Raw genomic sequence first — 15,012 nt, 5'->3', positions numbered from 1 at the left:
TAGCAAGCTGGACTGTAAACACCAGTGCCAGATGACAGGAGTGCGGCGTGTATCACAGCCAGGCTCCATCTGCCCGCCGGGGATAACGCTTTCTGTCATATCTATCAGGGGAGATGGCAAGGGGCTTGATGGCCGGCTACCTACACTTGAAGAAGGCAGGGGCGGGAGGTGGGTCATGCACGAGATTGTTCTGGAAGAAGTGGCCTATGCCTTGGCCTCGGCGCTGGATTTGGTGGGCATTGACGATGTGCAGCATGGCCAGCGCGTGGCCCTGATGGCCTCGGCCTGCGCCCGGCATGGGGGCTGGTCCGAGTCCCGTTGCCAGGCGTTGATGCTTGGCGGCTTGCTGCACGATTGTGGTGTCTCCTCCACCCAGCAGCACTACCGTCTGGTGGCGGAGCTGGATTGGGAGGGCTCTCAGGAACATGCCGACCGGGGTGCCGAACTGCTGAGCCGGGTTCCCCTGTTTGCCCATCTGGAACCCTTGGTGCGCTGGCACCACACCCATTGGCCCCAGCTGTTGCAGGCGGGGCTCCCTCAGGAGCAGGCGTTGGCGGCGAATCTGATTTATCTCGTGGATCGTGCCGATGTGCTGCGGGCCAAACATTTTTATCAGGAGGGGCAGGAGGGGATCTTGCGCCGGCTGACCCAGCATAGCGGCAGCCTGTTCTGTCCTGATCTGCTGGAGCTGTTTGAGCAGGTGGCGACCTCGGATGCCTTCTGGTTCCAGCTTGAACCCTGGGTGCTGGAGGACAGATTCCAACCCTGGCTGCAGGAGGGGCGGCATCAGTTGGTCAGCTTCGACAGCTTGAAGAGTCTGGGCCTGATGTTTGCCGACGTGGTGGATGCCAAGAGCCCCTACACGGCCAGTCATTCCCGCGGCGTGGCGGCCTTGAGTCTCTGGCTGGGGGAACGGCTGGCACTGTCGGGGCGGGAGCTGGAGATACTGGAGCTGGCGGGTCTGCTGCACGACCTGGGCAAGCTGCGGGTGGAGGATGACATACTGGCCAAGCCAGGCCCCTTGAGTGAGCTCGAGTGGCGCTATATGCGCCAGCACAGCTTCGATTCGGCCCAGGTACTCAAACGCGTTGGGGGCTTTGCCGAGATTGCCACGCTGGCCGCCATGCACCACGAAACGCTGGATGGCATGGGCTACCCCTATCGGCTCAAGGGGGCCGCCATTCCCCTGGCGGCACGCATCATCGCCGTGGCGGACATCTTTCAGGCACTGGTACAGGACAGGCCCTATCGGGCCGCCATGGCCGCAGGCGACGCATTGGATCAACTGCAGCAAAGGGTCAAACAGGGCAAGCTGGATCGTCGGGTGGTCGCCTGTCTGGCTCAGGATTTGCCGCTGGCGGTGAAGATTGCCCGTCAGCAGCCGGCCAACGGGACGGCTAGGGTGCTGTAGTGGTGTCGTCGGGGCGGCTGGCCACCAGGCGGGTCACCAGCAGCTGGTCGATCTTGTAGTTGTCTATGTCCACCACCTCAAACTTGTAGCCGGCAAAGCTGACCGCATCGGTGCGCTTGGGGATCTTGCGCAGCATGTACATCATGAAGCCGGCAATGGTCTCGTAGTTTTCCCACTCCGGGAAACTCTCGATATCCAGGGCGCGCATCACATCCTCGATGGGGGTGCCGCCTTCGACGAGCCAGCTCTGCTCGTCCCGCTGCACTATCTGATCTTCCATGAACTGATGCACCAGATCCCCCATCAGGGTGCTCATCACATCATTGAGGGTGATGATTCCCACCACCAGCGCATATTCATTCAGCACCACTGCGAAGTCCTGACGGGAGCCGCGGAAGCTCTCCAGCGCCTCGGAGAGGGTCAGGGTATCCGGAATGATCAGCGGGTTCTTGACGATCTCCGCCTCCAGCACCAGGGGTTGGCGGTTGATCATCCGCAGCAATATGTCCTTGGTGTCCACATAGCCCATCAGGGCATCGATACTGCCATCGCACACTAGGAACTTGGCATGGGGATGGGAGGCGATCTTCTGCTGTATGGTCTGCTCGTCATCCTGGCGTTCGAAGTAGACGATGCTGTCCCGGGCCGTCATGGCCGATGGCACGGTGCGGGTGTCGAGCTCGAACACGTTCTCGATCAGGTGGTGCTCCTGCTGGCGCACCACCCCCGCCTGGGCGCCGGCGCTGACCATGGCAAAGACGTCATCCGGGGTGATCTGATCCTGGCGCTCGGTGGGCAGGCGCAGCAGACGCAGCAGGCTGTTGGCCAGACCGTCAAACAACCAGACCAGGGGTTTGAACAACAGCAGACACAGCCGCATGGGGCGCACCACCCGGATGGCGATCTCCTCCGGCAGCATCATGGCCAGCCGCTTGGGGATGAGATCCGCCAACAGGATGAAGAGGGAGGTGACCGTCAGGAAGGAGAGCACGAAGCTCACCTGGGGCAGGTTAGCCGCCGGCACCCAAGGCGCCAACAGCTTGGAGAAGGTGGCAGTGAAGGCCGGCTCCCCCAAGATCCCCGCCAGTATGGCCACGCCGTTGAGCCCAATCTGCACCACGGTGAAGAAGTGGCCCGGCTGTGCCTGCAGGGCCAGCACCTGGCTGGCGGCCAGATTGCCTTCGTCCGCCCATTGCTGCAGCCGCAGGCGGCGCGCGGCGGCCAGGGCAATTTCCGACACGGAGAAGAAGGCGCTCAGGACGATGAGCAGCAACAGATAAAAATGGGTGTCAGTCATGGTGGTCTCGGATACGACAAGATTCTGACGCTAGCTTAGCGAATGCGGCGTCACTTGTCGCCGTCGAGGCGGGCACGGAGATTGCGTGTTTTTTGTTCGCTGGTCAAGTGTGCTGCGCCATTTGGTGTGATGCACTTGGTGTCATGGTTCGGCAAACGAGGAGTAACACCATGATCTGGAACCTGATTAGTACCGCGTTCAGCGTGATAGGGGCCATCCGCAGCGCAAACGAGATGCTGGGCAGTAGTGACAAGGCGACCGCCGAGGCGGCCAACCCGGCACCCGTGACTGTGCCCTTACGGCAACAACTGGCCTGGCGCCTCAAGGAGGCCGGGGTGCCTCAAGGTGCCGCCACCTCAGGCCAATTGGATGGCCTGCTGGGCAGTCTATTGCAGGCGGCGGGAGAGGAGGGCGCTGGCTTGCCGCTACAGGCCAGGCTGAACCGACTGGCCAATCGTCTGGCCCACGATGAACAGTCTCCTGGCCTGCAGGGGCTGCGGGCGCAGGTGCAGCAGTTGCGTGAGGCTCAGGGCGAAGCGGGTATGCCCCCGTTGAATCTGGGGCGTCTGGTCAGTGCCCTGGCCAGCGGGCTGACGCAGGGCGGCGATGCCACCCTGGGGGTAGCCAGCCAGGTGTAGCCTGGCCGGCCTTAGCTATCAGTCCACCATGGGCAGGCCGCTGGACTCGCCGACGATCACCAGGGTGGGCGAGGGCAGGTCGTCCCCCACCCGGGGTAGCTGGGCCAATGTGGTGTGGCGCACCTGCTGCTGCGGCGTGGTGCCACAGCTGATGAGGGCCACCGGCAGCTCGGGGGCAAAGCCCTGGGCCAACAGCAGGCGGCTGATGCGCTCCCGCAGGCTCAGGCCCATGTAGAACACCAATGTCTCGGGACCGGGGCGAAAGTGTGACCAGTCTGGCTCGGGATCCCCGGGCTTATGGGTGGCGGTGATGAAGCGCACGCTCTGGGCCACGCCTCTGTGGGTCAGCGGCAATCGGGTCGCAGCCGCGCAGCCGATGGCGGCGGTGACGCCTGGCACCACGCTGACCGGAATCCCCGCCTGTTGCAGGGCCTCCACCTCTTCGCCGCCGCGACCGAAGATGAAGGGGTCGCCGCCCTTGAGGCGCACCACCCGCAGGCCCTGACGGGCCAGACGGATCAGCAGGGCGTTGATCTCCTCCTGGGGCAGGCTGTGAAAGCCGCGCTGCTTGCCGACGAAGTGGCGATCGGCATCCCGCCGCACCAGGTTCATCACCTCGTCGGACACCAGCTTGTCGTACACCACCGCCTCGGCGGACTGGATCACCTGCAGAGCCTTCAGGGTCAGCAGGCCCGGATCCCCGGGGCCGGCTCCCACCAGGGTGACGCTGCCAGCCATCGCCGGGCTATCATCCTCGACCAGCAGGGCATCGGCGATGGCCTCCACATCACCGCCTTGCTCGAAGGCGGCCAGCAGTGGTGGATGCACCATGAATCGCTCCCAGAAGCGGCGCCGGGCCTTGAGGGTGGCAAAGCGCAGCTTGACCCGGGAGCGCAGGCGACCGGCCAGGCGGGCCAGATCGCCGAGTTTTTGCGGCAGGTTGGCTTCGAGCTGCTCCCGCAGCAGGCGGGCCAGCACCGGGGCCTGTCCGGCGGAGGAGACCGCCACCAGCAGGGGGGATCTGTCTATGATGGCCGGCAGTATGGCGCTGGCGTTGTCGGGATCATCCACCGCATTGCACCAGATCTGCCGGGCGTTACAGGCGGCCAGGATGCGTTCGTTGAGCAGCTGGTCATCGGTGGCGGCAATGGCCAGCCAGCAATCGGCCAGTTGGCGCTCGTCAAACTCCTTGGCTTGCCAGGTCAGTCGACCGGCGTTCACCCAGTCTGCCACCTCGGGAGCCAGTTCCCGCCCCACCAGCTGGATCTGGGCGCCGGCCTGCAGCAGCAGTCTCAGCTTGCGCTCGGCCACCTCGCCGCCGCCTACCACCAGCACACGGCGGCCTTTCATCTGACAAAAAAGGGGGAAATAGTCCATGTTGCGTTCCTGACTGCTGCCTGCTCAAGGTTCGCTAGCTTGCAATCGGGGCGAGTGGGATGCAAGTCTCAGTGCCATCAACACATCTGAAAAGCCTTTCCTGGCGCCACTGTGCCCTGGTGTTTTTGACTCGGGCCTTGCACAGGGTATGCTGTGCAACAGTCCGTCAGGTATTGAGTCGGACCCAGCATAACGGATAAGAACGCCAGGATCAGACGAAGGGGATCAGGATGAGTGTCAGCAAACGGATTTCGGCGGGGCACTGCCAGCAGTTGGGGGCCCAGGTAGAACTGGGCGGCGTCAATTTTGCCATCTGGGGGCGTTATGCCAAGGAGATGGAGCTGTTGCTGTTCGCCCACGAACAGGATGAGCAGCCCGAGGTCATTCGGCTGACCGCACCCTTACATCGCTCCGGCTACTACTGGCATGTGCATGTGGCCGGGCTCAAGGCTGGCCAATTGTACGGTTGGCGGATCCCCAGCCTGCTGCTGGCCATGCCCGGTAACCGCTGGGAGGCCGATAAGGTGCTGCTGGATCCCTACGCCAAGCGCATCCTGCTGCCGTCCAACTACGATAGACGGCGCGCGGCCGTACCGGGTTCTAACCTACAGGGTTGCCCCAAGAGCGCCGTGATCGACATGGCCGATTATGACTGGGAGGGGGTTGAGCGACCCCGCCATTCCCTCTCTGCCTCCGTGGTGTACGAGATGCATATCGGTGGCTTCACCAAGGATCCCAGTTCTGGTCTGCCGGCACCCAAGCGTGGCACCTATGCCGGGGTGATCGACAAGATCCCGCATCTGGTGTCGCTGGGGGTGACGGCGGTGGAGTTGATGCCGATCTTCCAGTTTGACCCGCAAGATGCCCGCCCCGGTAAGAGCAACTACTGGGGCTACAGTCCCATCGGCTTCTTCGCCCCTCACGGTGAATTTGCCTGTGACAAGCGGGTCACCGGTGTGTTGGATGAGTTTCGCGACATGGTGAAGGCCCTGCATAAGGCCGGCATTGAGGTGATACTCGACGTGGTCTACAACCATACCGCCGAAGGGGATGATCAGGGCCCCACCCTCTGCTATCGAGGATTGGACAACTCCGCCTTTTATATCCTGGACGAGAGCCGGGAGCACAACACCAATTACTCCGGCTGTGGCAATACCTTGAATGCCTCCCACCCCATGACCAAGCGGATGATCACCGACAGCCTGCGCTTCTGGAAGGAGGAGATGCACGTGGACGGTTTCCGCTTCGACCTGGCCGCCATTCTCTCTCGGGACAAGAATGGTCACCCCCTCAACGATCCGCCCACTCTGCTGGCCATCGACAGCGACTACAACCTGGCGGATACCAAGATCTTTGCCGAGGCCTGGGATGCCAGCGGCCTCAACCAGGTGGGCCGCATGGCCGGTGCCCGTTGGCGGGAGTGGAACGGCCACTTCCGGGATGACGTTCGGGCCTTCGTCAAGGGGGACGAGAACATGGTCTCCCGTCTGGCGACCCGGCTGTGCGGCAGCCCGGACATCTACCATGCGCCCTATGCCGACCCCCACAAGAGCCTGAATTTCATCACCTGCCACGACGGTTTCACCCTGTGGGATCTGGTGAGCTACAACCACAAACACAATCTGGACAACGGTGAAGAAAACCGCGACGGGGTGAACGATAACCTCAGCTGGAATCATGGGGTAGAGGGGGAGACGGACGATCCCGCCATCCGCGCCCTGCGCCTGCGTCAGGCCAAGAACCTGATGACCATCAACCTGCTGGCAGTGGGCACTCCCATGCTGTTGATGGGGGACGAGGTGCTGCGCACCCAGCAGGGCAACAATAACGCCTACTGCCAGGACAACCCCTTAAGCTGGATGAACTGGCAGCCCAACGCCGAAGGCCAGGAGATGCTGCGCTTCACCCGTGAGCTGCTGAGCTACCGGGCCCTGCGGGCCGACTCCATGCCCGAGCTCATCAGCCTCTCTCTGGCCCTGGAGCAGGTACGGATCCGCTGGCACGGCATTCAGCCCTATGCGCCGGACTGGGGTAAGGACTCCCGCAGCCTGGGGCTCACCGCCTACGGCAGCGGCCATCAGGTGGATTACTACGCCTTCTTCAACGCCTATTGGGAGGATCTGGAGATAGAGCTGCCGGATCCGCCTCACAACCCGGAAGGCCAGTGGTATCGCATGCTGGATACCGGCTTGCCGGCCCCCGATGATATCAACTCTCATGGCCGTCCCTTGGTGCCGGTGGGGCGCCGTTATCCGGTGAAGGCTCGTTCGGTACTGGTACTGGTGAGCCCCACCGAGTAGTGGCGCCCTAGGGGCGCCGGTCTTCGAGACGGAAGCTGGCCAGCTGCTGGCTTAACCCCTGCTGATCCCGGTTCAACTCTGCCGCCAGCCGATTCAGGCTGGTGAAGAAGTCGGCCATGGACTGGTTGGTGTGCAGTATCTGGCCTGCATCCTGGTTCATCTCCTCGGCTAACCGCTCCTGCTCCCCGGTGGCTTGGGCGATGGAGCGGTTGAGGCGGGCCAGCTGTTGCAAGGCGTGTTGCAGGGCTCCCAGGGAATGGGCCACCTCCTGGCCGGCCGCTAGGCTCTGCTGGCTGCTCGTCTCACAGGCTCGCATCATCCCCACGGTACTGAGCGCATCCTGCTGAAGAGTCCTGATCAGACCGGTGATCTCGCCGGTAGAACTGCGGGTGCGGGCCGCCAGGGCGCGCACCTCGTCCGCCACCACCGCAAATCCTCGACCCTGTTCACCGGCCCGGGCGGCCTCAATGGCGGCGTTCAAGGCCAGCAGGTTGGTCTGCTCCGCCACCTCTGTGATGACGTTCACCACCCGATCGATGTCGTTACAGGCCTGATTCAAGGTATCCAGGGTTTGGCCTGCCTCACTGAGCCGACTGGCCAGCTCACCGTTGGCCTCGCTGTTGCGTTGTACCGCCTGGCGGGCTTGTTGCTCTTCATCTAACGCCTGAGCCACGGCGTCATCCGCCATGCCGGCATCGGCGGCGATCTGGGCGGTGGCATCGGACAGGGTCTGTACCGCCTGAGCCAGGGTGCGCAACTGGGCCAGGGTCTGCTGACTCTCCAGGGTCAGGCGGGCACCGCCCTGCTCCAGCTCGCCGGCCGTGCGGCTCAGATCCTGCGACATGGCCTGCATCTGACCCAGCATGTGGCGCAAGGCTGCCACCAATTGACCGAAGCGGCGCAGCACCGGCGAGGCGTGACGGGGAGCCTGGCTCAGATCGATCTGCCCCTCCTGTTCCGTCATCAGCTCTGTCAGGGCGGTCAGCTCATCCCCATCCTGACTAGCCTGGCGAGCTCCCTGTACCAGATAGAGCAAAAAGGCCGTCTCTGCCACCACATAACCGGCGTGGATGAAGACCCGCAGCCAGTGGTTGCTCATATCCTGGAACAACCAGACACCCACCCCCAGATGCTGCAGGTAACAAAACAGCAGATGGTGCACGGCGATCAACCCGGCTGCTGCCACCAGGGGCTGCCAGGCCTGATAACTGGCTACAAAAGCCAACATCACAAAGACCCCGAAATGCATCTCGAGCATGCCTTCGGACAGGTGGATCTGCAGGGCGACAAACAGCATACCGATGACGCTGTAACAGACGGGCCCCCAGGTGCCACTGGGTTGCAGCTGGCGTAGCAGGCCGGTGGCGGCCAGCAGGCCGCCGCCCACCAGCAGCGCACTGGCCCAATGGCCATACAGGCTGGCTAGCAGCAAGGAGTAGAGGGCGCATAGCAGTATCACCCCTTGCATCAGCGCATGGGTGCGGCGCTGGCGTTGCAGGTTAAGGGCCTGGACAGCTTGAGTCAGGCGCATGGCGTGTCTCCTGGTCATGGGCGGAATGTGGCATGTGAAAGTAATGTTAACACCACTCAGACTGATGCGCCGGTTGGACCTCTGGTTGCTTGCGTTGAGAGCCTAGGCGGCGGATGACCTGGCTGCCGGCGAGAGACGCAGAGTGTTGGCCAATGTTGTCAGTCAAAATGCATGCGCCCAGGCAAGACCTGGGCGCGGCAAGAGCGTCTGGCCGCACGCGGCCAGCGGGGGATCAGACGGTCTTAACCTGAGGGGCTGGCTTGGGCAACAGCAGGTTCAGCAGTATGGCGGTGATGCCGCCCGTCGCCACGCCGAAGGAGAGCACGCTCTTGAGCAACTCCGGCAGGTGTTGCAGCACCTCGGGCACCTGGGCGACCCCCAGGCCCATGGCCAGGGAGACCGCCAGTATCATCAGGGCCCGGCGATCCAAGGGTTCCCGGGCTATGATGCGCACCCCGGCGGCGGCTATGGTGCCGAACATCACCACGGTAGCGCCACCCAGCACGGGCTCGGGGATCTGCTGGATAAACACCGCCACCCCCGGCAGCAGGCCCAACAGCACCAGCATGCCGGCGATAAACAGGCCGACATAGCGGCTGGCCACCCCGGTGAGTTGGATGACGCCGTTGTTCTGGGCGAACACCGACATGGGGAAGGTGCCCACCAGGGCCGCCAGCATGGAGTTGAGACCGTCGGACAGTACGCCCCCCTTGATGCGGGCCAGATAGACAGGGCCGTCCACCGGCTCACCGGAGACGTCCGAAGTGGCGGTCATATCGCCGATGGCTTCCAGGGCGGTGACCACGAAGATGATGGTGATGGGGATGCACAGCTGCCAGTCAAAACCCAGGCCGAAGGGCAGCAGGCGGGGCAGCGCGAAGAAGTGCTCGGCGGGCTGTACCGCGTTGAGGCGGCCCATGAAGAAGGCCACCACATAGCCCACCAGCATGGCCAGCACGATGGCGGAGAGGCGCAGCCAAGGATTCTTGCTGCGCTGCAGCAGCACTATGCTGAGCAACACCACCCCGGAAAGCAGCAGGTTCTCACCGCTGCCGAAGCTGCCATCCTGCATGGCGCCGAAACCGCCACCCATGCTGATGAGCCCCACCTTGATCAGGGTCAGACCGATGAGCAGTACCACTATGCCGGTGACGAGCGGGGTGATGACCCGTTTGACTAGGTGCAGGCAACGGCTCACCACCACCATGCTGACGGCGGAGATCAACAGGGTGCCGAACAAGGTGCCCAGCATCTGGGACTCCGGCATGGCGGCCTGCTTCAAGGCCAGGCCGGAGGCGATGATGGGGCCCAGGAAGTTGAAGCTGGTGCCCTGCACCGACAGCAGGCCGGATCCTACCGGGCCGAAGCGGCGGGTCTGGATGAAGGAAGCGATGCCGGACATGAGCAGGGACATGGAGACGATGTAGCGGGTATCGTCGGCACTGAGGCCCAGGGTGCTGGTGATGATGAGCGGCGGCGTGATGATGCCGACGAACATGGCCAGCATGTGCTGCAGGGCGGCGAAGAAGGTTTGCGGCAAGGGGGGGCGGTCGTTGAGCTTGTAGACCAGATCGTGGGCGTGAGCTTGGCTATCCATGGCGGACCTCGGTGATAAGAGTGGCGGTATTCTAGGGGCTCTTTGTGCAAGATCCAGACTAATCAGTCAGCTTTTGGCTGAAAAATGCAAAATTGAAACGTTTTTCTGTGGCAGATCAAGTCCAGTCCGGATCCACAAAGAGGGCGCGGCTCATTGCCGGCCGGTCGGAGGCAACGGCGGTGGCGTGATGAAATCCCCCAGTATGGGATCGAAGCGCGGCTGTTCGGCGGGCAACAGACCCGGCGGCAGCATGGGGTTGGTCAAGCGGAATAGCCGGCGCTGGGCCGGCTTGGCAAAGGTCACACTGGGGCCATAGTGGCTGAGCCACAGGCGCTGCAGGCTGCCGTCCGCCAGGGCTATCCGCACCCCTTCCTCCACCCGCTTGAGGCCATCGGCGTCCCGCGGGTTGGCGTAGAAGAAGCGCGGCAAGGGGTAGTAGAGCAACAGGCTGGGTTCCACCGCCAGGCCGGGCAGCTGGCGATGGGCGCGCCATTCGCCCTCCAACTCGTTGATGCCGCGGCAGAAGAGATCGAAGCGGCCGGTGGCCACCATGCGAAACAGGCTCTCATATTGGCCCACCGACACCACGTTAAAGCCGTTGGCCTCCAGGATCTGGGTATCCACCCAGCCGCTGCCTTGACCGTGGCTAAACTGCTTCAGTTGCGTCAGGTTCTGCACCTGGGTCAGGCTGGGCAGCAAGCCGGTGCGGGTGAAGCAGGCCCGATAGCCGATGATGTCCAGATCCACATCCAGTTTGCCCCGCAGCATTCCCGCCGTTTCCAGCTCTGGGTTGTAGCTCATCTTCAGCATGAAGTTGGGATGGCTGCCTTTTTTCAGCTCCGCCAGGGCGCGGGCCGTGTTCATGGCCGGGGCGGACGCCAGGCGAAAGTCGCCATACTGGGGGCGGGTCTTCTCCAGCGCCAGCTCAAGCAGAGCCGTGGTGTAAACGGTGCGGACATCCTGGGGGGTTTCACCGGGGCGATAGGTAAACAGGGTGACAGCCTGGCAGGCCGGTACCAGGCACCACAGCAGTAAAAGACGCAGACAACAGCCTTTCACTCCACTCTCCTTGGGTGACGGGATATGGCTCTCTTAGGTAACCATTGTGGCACAGGTCGGCCTGAGGCAAAGAGGGGCCGCTCGCGGCGCCGATAAAAAAACGGCCCCGCAGGGCCGTGATGTGCCGGTACCTGGGTTACATGAACCACTTCCACCAGATGAAGAAGCCGAGGAAGCCGAACAGGTAGACCAGGCCAAGGTGGGTCAGGGCCTGCAAGGCCTTGCTGGGCTTGAGCTCGGCCGGCATGGCGGAGCGCTGTACCAGCAGGTAGTTGAGCAAGGCGAAGGCCGGGGTGGTCATGAAGGAGAGGGTCATGGCAAAGCCCAGCATGGGCAGCAGGGCGCTCTTGAAAAACAGCAACAGGCCCAGGCTGACCGCGGTAACGAACAGGATCCACAGGGTCAGACTGCGGTTGGAGAAGTCGGCCTGCTTGCGCAGCAGGGCTTGGGCCTCGGCCAGGGCACGACTGTAACCGTCGATCACCGTGATGGTGGAGCCGAAGATGCAGAAGAAGGCGATCATGGCGATGAGGTAGCGGGACCATTCCCCTATGGTGCCGGCGTACATGTTCACCAGTTGCTGGGAAAAGCCGATACCGCTTTGCTGCACCGCCTGGCCGCTACCATGCAGCACTAGCACGCCCAGGGCCAGGAACATCAGCGCCAGCACGGCGGTCACCAGATAGCCCAGGTTGAAGTCGAACAGGGCACTTCTTGGTGTCACCACCTGTTCACGTCGTTGCTGGGCCAGCCACAAGGAAGTGATGCAGGAGATCTCGATGGGGGCTGGCATCCAGCCCATGGTCACCACCAAAAAGCCCACTGCCGCCAGTTGCCAGGGGGAGGGGGAGACGAAATCGGCGGGGGCTACCGGGCCCTGTTGCCAGGCGATGCAGGTCGCCAGCACGGTGGCGACGGCCAGGGTGGAGACGATGAACTTGGAGACCTTGTTGAGCATGGCGAAGTGGCCGGCCAGCACGATGAGCAGGCTCAGGGCCAGGACGATGCCGCACAGCACCGTCATGTCCAGCTGTACCGGCAGGAAATAGCCCAGCAGGCTGGCGGAGAACAGGGTCAGGGCGGCGGTGTTCACCACAGCGGAGAAGATGTTCAGGGCGAAGGCCAGGGCCAGGTAACCCCGGCCCATCTGGTAATAGCCGTGCTGCAGGGTGTGGCCGGTGGCCATGGTGTAGCTGACCCCGGCGCGGAAGAAGGGGTACTTGAACAGATTGATGAGCAGTATGAGGCCGGCCAGGGACCAGCCGTACTGGGCACCGGCCTGGGTGGAGGCCACCAGGTGACTGCCACCGATGGCGGCGGAGGCCATCAGAATGCCGGGACCCAGGGTGCGCAGCAGTTGCATCAGATTATCCCAGTTGCTGGGGGCCGCCTTGCTGAGTGTGCTTTCCAAACTATGTTCCCTCATGTGGTTGGTCAGGTGTCCCAGGCCATGCCGGGCAAGACGCCGGCTCCTTGGTGCCTGGAAGTCAGTGCCGCCGGCGCAGTCGCTGCGCCGAGGCGGGTTTGTCAGCATACTCCCTTTGCGCGGCTTGGCCAGACCCAGGCGAGGCATGACGCAATCTGTGTCAATCTGGTGCCTCAATCTGGTGCATCCAGCCAGCGCCGCAGCCTGAATTGGCGGCTGGTGTAGCGGTTGCCCCGTCGTGGCGCAGCGATTGGTTGGCGATGCGACAGCCGACTGGGTGGGGCGCTGGCCTGGCGTGCTTGTTGCTTTGCTTCCCCTAACAGTGGTGTTTACCCGAGATATGCAGTTGGGAGCGGTTATGCAAAACAGACAGGGTTGGACCATCGCCCGTAAGATTTACGCCGGCGCCGCGCTGGCTTTTTTATTGGCGCTAACCAGCATCTACCTGGTGGTGGAGCAGAAGGTCAAACCGGCGCTGATCCAGGAGCGTCAGGCCATGATACAGGCCAGCCAAGCCGACATGCTGGGCCTGCTGGGAGCCAAGCTGGAGCAGATCCAGCAGCTCACCGCCAGCCTGGCCACCCAGAGTCAGCTGCTGCCCAAGGATGAGGCCCTGTTCAAGAGCCTGTTTCCACCTGTGATCGACAACCACGGCGATGCCACCATCGCCGGCGGCGGTATCTGGCCGGAGCCGGAGACCTTCACCCCCGGGGTGGCCAGACGCAGCTTCTTCTGGGGCCGCGATAGCGGCCAGCTCAAGTACCTGGATGATTACAACGATCCCAAGGGCAGTGGCTATCACGACGAGAGCTGGTATCAGGTGGGGCGTCAGGGCCAAGCCGGCCGCTGCAGCTGGTCGGAGGCCTACACGGATCCCTATTCCAAGACCCCCATGATCACCTGTACCGTGCCCATGCTGGCCCAAGGCCGCTTCATGGGCGTCAGCACGGTGGACATGATGCTCGACGGCATCACGGCCCTGTTGCAACGCTACGGACAGAGCCAGGGTGGCTACGCCTTTGCCATCGATCAGACCGGGCAGATCATCAGCTTCCCCGGCGATCTGGCCAAGCCGGCGGCCGACGGCAGCATGGTGCGACTGGAGACACTGACGGCCCAGCAGCCCTGGCTGGCGCCGCTGACCCAGCAGATAGGCGCTCTGCAGCAGGGGGCTACCCTGGATCTGGCCGACGATGGCGTGCTGCATGAACCCGTGTTTGTCAGCCTGAGCCGGCTGCCGCAAACCGGCTGGACCCTGGGGCTGGTGGTGCCCAAGGCCCACATGACCGCGGTGGCGCGGCAGATGGGACTGTTCCTGCAGCTGAGCGTCGGGGCCACCCTGGCGGTGATGTTGCTGCTGGGGCTGCTGTTCTTCCGCGGCATCCTCTATAGCCTGGCTCGCACCACCAGCCAGATCCGGGCCTTGGCCAGCGGCAGTGCCGATCTCAACGAGCGGCTCTCCGTCCTGCATGCCGATGAGGTGGGGGCGCTGCGTCAGGCGGTGAACGATTATGCCGACAAGCTCAAGCAGCTGTTGCAGCGGGTGCAGGAGGCGGCCAGCGCCTTGCAGGTGGAAGCCGGCGAGCTGAACAGCTTCAGCACCAGCTTCATGCAGAAGGCCCAGGAGCTGCGGGACGAAAACACCATGTTGGCTACCGGCGCCCACGAGATGGGCGCCACCGCCCAGGAGGTGGCGCGCCATGCCCACGATACCCAGACCACGGTGGGTCAGATCCACGACGAGGTGAGACGCAGCGGCCAGGAGATGAGCCAGGTCATCGTCACCATGCAGCGGCTGGCGGAGGTGATAGGCCAGGCGCAGCAGGCCATCATTCAACTGGAGCAGGACAGCGGTCAGGTGAGCGGCATGCTGGAGATGATCCGCAGCATCGCCGATCAGACCAACCTGCTGGCGCTAAACGCCGCCATCGAGGCGGCCCGGGCTGGGGAGTCTGGTCGGGGCTTTGCGGTGGTGGCCGACGAGGTGCGCAGTCTGGCCGCCAAGAGCCAGCAGTCTGCGGTGGAGATAGAACAGGTGATCGCCCGGCTGCAGGCCACCTCCCGCCAGTCGGTCAGTGCCATGAGCCAGGGGCAAGCCGAGACCGACAAGGCGGTGACGGGCGCCCAGCAGACCCATCAGCACCTGCAGGCCGTGGTGGCGGATTTCGGTCAGATCACCGAGCGGGTGACCCAGATCGCCGTGGCGGCGGAGGAGCAGGACAGAGTGACCCAGGAGATGAGTCTGCAGCTGAGCAACCTCAATCAGCTGACCGACGGCAACGCCGACAACTCGGCCCAGCTCAAGCGCATGAGCGATATCCTGGCCGAGGTGGCCGGTCGGCTGACCCGGCTCAGCTAAGCTAAGCCGGCTCAACT

Annotated in this window: 10 protein-coding genes; 4 read left to right on the top strand and 6 right to left on the bottom strand. The window is 63.4% G+C overall.

Translation table 11 applies throughout. The features are described 5' to 3' along the window. Nucleotides 1–175: 175 nt before the first annotated feature. Entirely contained in the window at nucleotides 176–1,411 is a 1,236-nt protein-coding gene (locus tag ABD847_RS11570) for an HD domain-containing phosphohydrolase (protein ID WP_345013136.1), read from the top strand. Here the strand turns inward: ABD847_RS11570 and paeA are convergent. Next, entirely contained in the window at nucleotides 1,398–2,708 is a 1,311-nt protein-coding gene (paeA, locus tag ABD847_RS11565; protein WP_345013134.1) for a polyamine export protein PaeA, read from the bottom strand. The two genes, ABD847_RS11570 and paeA, sit on opposite strands and share 14 nt — an antisense overlap. Nucleotides 2,709–2,878: 170 nt before the next feature. Here paeA and ABD847_RS11560 point away from each other — a divergent pair, with 170 nt between their 5' ends. Continuing rightward, complete coding sequence (locus ABD847_RS11560; RefSeq protein ID WP_345013132.1) at nucleotides 2,879–3,346, top strand: hypothetical protein; 468 nt, start codon at nucleotides 2,879–2,881, stop codon at nucleotides 3,344–3,346. 18 nt (nucleotides 3,347–3,364) lie between these two features. On the opposite strand, the gene cysG is transcribed toward ABD847_RS11560, so the two are convergent. After that, nucleotides 3,365–4,723 (bottom strand): siroheme synthase CysG, encoded by a 1,359-nt coding sequence (gene cysG / locus ABD847_RS11555; RefSeq protein WP_345013130.1) that lies wholly within the window; start codon nucleotides 4,721–4,723, stop codon nucleotides 3,365–3,367. Nucleotides 4,724–4,953: 230 nt separating this feature from the next. Here cysG and ABD847_RS11550 point away from each other — a divergent pair, with 230 nt between their 5' ends. Next, complete coding sequence (locus tag ABD847_RS11550; RefSeq protein WP_345013128.1) at nucleotides 4,954–7,023, top strand: glycogen debranching protein; 2,070 nt, start codon at nucleotides 4,954–4,956, stop codon at nucleotides 7,021–7,023. 7 nt (nucleotides 7,024–7,030) lie between these two features. On the opposite strand, the gene ABD847_RS11545 is transcribed toward ABD847_RS11550, so the two are convergent. From ABD847_RS11545 to ABD847_RS11530, 4 genes are all read right to left on the bottom strand, one after another. Further along, on the bottom strand, nucleotides 7,031–8,554 hold the full coding sequence (locus ABD847_RS11545; RefSeq protein WP_345013126.1) for a methyl-accepting chemotaxis protein: 1,524 nt from the start codon (nucleotides 8,552–8,554) through the stop codon (nucleotides 7,031–7,033). 232 nt (nucleotides 8,555–8,786) lie between these two features. Further along, complete coding sequence (locus ABD847_RS11540) at nucleotides 8,787–10,151, bottom strand: nucleobase:cation symporter-2 family protein (RefSeq protein ID WP_345013124.1); 1,365 nt, start codon at nucleotides 10,149–10,151, stop codon at nucleotides 8,787–8,789. A gap of 150 nt (nucleotides 10,152–10,301) precedes the next feature. Further along, nucleotides 10,302–11,210, bottom strand: coding sequence for a hypothetical protein (locus tag ABD847_RS11535; RefSeq protein WP_345013122.1), 909 nt, complete (start codon nucleotides 11,208–11,210; stop codon nucleotides 10,302–10,304). A gap of 136 nt (nucleotides 11,211–11,346) precedes the next feature. Continuing rightward, nucleotides 11,347–12,621, bottom strand: a complete 1,275-nt coding sequence (locus ABD847_RS11530) for an NRAMP family divalent metal transporter (RefSeq protein WP_345013120.1) — start codon at nucleotides 12,619–12,621, stop codon at nucleotides 11,347–11,349. A 373-nt stretch (nucleotides 12,622–12,994) separates the two neighbouring features. Between ABD847_RS11530 and ABD847_RS11525 the strand changes: the two genes are divergently transcribed. Further along, entirely contained in the window at nucleotides 12,995–14,995 is a 2,001-nt protein-coding gene (locus tag ABD847_RS11525) for a methyl-accepting chemotaxis protein (protein WP_345013118.1), read from the top strand. The last annotated feature ends 17 nt before the right edge of the window (nucleotides 14,996–15,012 follow it).

The sequence above is a fragment of the Pseudaeromonas paramecii genome (assembly GCF_039540575.1).
Lineage (GTDB): Bacteria > Pseudomonadota > Gammaproteobacteria > Enterobacterales > Aeromonadaceae > Pseudaeromonas > Pseudaeromonas paramecii.
This window is presented reverse-complemented; position numbering and strand designations above follow the sequence as displayed.